General features: G+C 64.8%; 1 protein-coding gene. It reads left to right on the top strand.

Annotated features, from left to right (window positions below):
* On the top strand, positions 1 to 1,978 hold a 1,978-nt coding region (locus MSIMFI_RS26685; RefSeq protein WP_224770473.1), incomplete at both ends, for a condensation domain-containing protein.

Below are 1,978 nucleotides of genomic sequence, written 5' to 3'. Positions count from 1 at the left end.
GTCGATGAGGGGGTGGGGTCGGTGTTGGCCACGCCGATCATGGGGTGGTTGGCCGGTGTTGAGGGTCCGGTGGGGCAGTTCAATCAGACGATGTTGCTGCAGGCTCCGGCGGGGGTGGTCGAGGGCGATGTGGTGGTGTTGGTGCAGGCGTTGCTGGATCGTCATGCGATGTTGCGGGCTCGGCTGGTTGATGACGGTGTGGGTGGGTGGTCGTTGGAGGTGGGGCCGGTGGGGTGTGTGGATGCCGCGGGGTGTGTGGAGTCGGTGGCGGTGTTGTCCGAGGAGGTGTTGGTGGCGGCGCGGGGTCGGTTGGATCCGGGTGCGGGGGTGATGGTTAGTGCGGTGTGGGTGTCGGCGGTGGCCCAGTTGGTGGTGGTGATTCATCATTTGGCCGTTGATGGGGTGTCGTGGCGGGTGTTGTTTGGTGACCTGAATGCGGCGTGGCAGTTGCAGCGCGCCGGCAATGAGCCGGTATTGGCGGTGCGGGGTACCTCGTTTCGGCAGTGGGCCATGATGCTGGGTGAGCAGGCCCGGGCTGAGGCGGTGGTGGCGCAGGCGCCGGCATGGCGTGATGTGGCCAAGGTGGCGCCGGTGTTGCCTTTGGTGGATCCGGCGGTGGATACCTTTGCTGCGGCGGGGTCGTTGTCGGTGTCGTTGGATGTGGCCAGCACTCGGATGGTGTTGGGTGCGGTGCCCGCGGCGTTTGGTGTGGGGGTGGGTGAGGTTTTGTTGATCGCCTATGCGTTGGCGTGGGCGCAGTTTTTGGGGACCGGGGCCACGCCGGTGGGCATTGATGTGGAGGGCCATGGGCGTGTTGAGGAGTTAGCGGCGGGGTTGGATTTGTCGCAGACGGTGGGGTGGTTCACCACGAAGTATCCGGTGGCGTTGGGCGTTGGTGGGCTCAGTTGGGCGCGGGTGTGTGCCGGGGATGCGGGTTTGGGGGCGGTGATCAAGGACGCTAAAGAACAGTTGCGGGCGATGCCGCCGGGCTGGACCTATGGGGTGTTGCGGTATCTGAACAACGAGGTCGACCTCTGTGGTGGTGATCCGGCGATCGGGTTCAACTATCTGGGGCGTGTAGGGGCCGGTGCGGCAGGTGAGGATGCCGCTGATGCGGGGTGGCGGATCGGCTCGGCGGATTCGGTGGGCGCCGTTAACAGCAATGCGGGGTTGGCGATGCCGTTGATGCATACCGTGGACCTCAACGCGGTCACCGTTGATGGTGGTGAGGGTCCGCGGTTGCAGGCCGATTGGCTGTGGGCGCCGTCGAAGTTGGATCGGGATCAGATCGAGCGGGTCAGCGGGTTGTGGTTTGAGGCGCTGCGCGGGATGTGTGCCCATGTCAGCGCGGGCGGGGGCGGGTTAACCCCTAGCGATATCGTGCCGGCCCGGCTTGACCAGCCCCAGATCGACGAGCTGGAGCGCCGCCACCGTGTCGCCGATATTTTGCCGTTGACCCCGCTGCAGCAGGGATTGTTGTTCCACACCGCCAACACCGGGCATGGTGAGGTGGGGCAACCGTATGCGGTGCAGTTCGCGCTCACGGTGAGTGGGCGGCTGGATGTGGATCGGTTGCACCGCGCGGTGGATGAGGTGGTGGGTCGTCATCCGCATTTGGTGGCGCGGTTTGTCTGGCCGCAGGCCGATCAGCCGGTGCAGATCCTTCCGCGTGATCCCGTCGTGCCGTGGCGTTATGTCGATCTCAGTGTTGCTGTTGATCTGCAGGATCAGATCCAGCGGGTGTGTGCGGTTGAGCGTGGCGCGGTGTGTGATATCAGCGATCAGTCGCCGTTGCGGGTGGCGGTGATCTGTGTGGGGGTCGATGAGCATCGGTTGGTGCTGACTAATCATCACATCGTGCTCGATGGCTGGTCGATGCCGATCCTGCTGCGTGAGATTTTCGGTGTCTATCACCATCAGTCGCTGCCGGCGGCGTTGCCGTTCCGCAGGTTCGTGTCCTGGCTTGCCGGCCGTGACG

This window comes from Mycobacterium simulans (genome assembly GCF_900232995.1).
GTDB lineage: Bacteria > Actinomycetota > Actinomycetes > Mycobacteriales > Mycobacteriaceae > Mycobacterium > Mycobacterium simulans.
The sequence above is the reverse complement of the archived record's forward strand: the minus strand, read 5'-3'. Positions and strand labels throughout refer to the sequence as shown.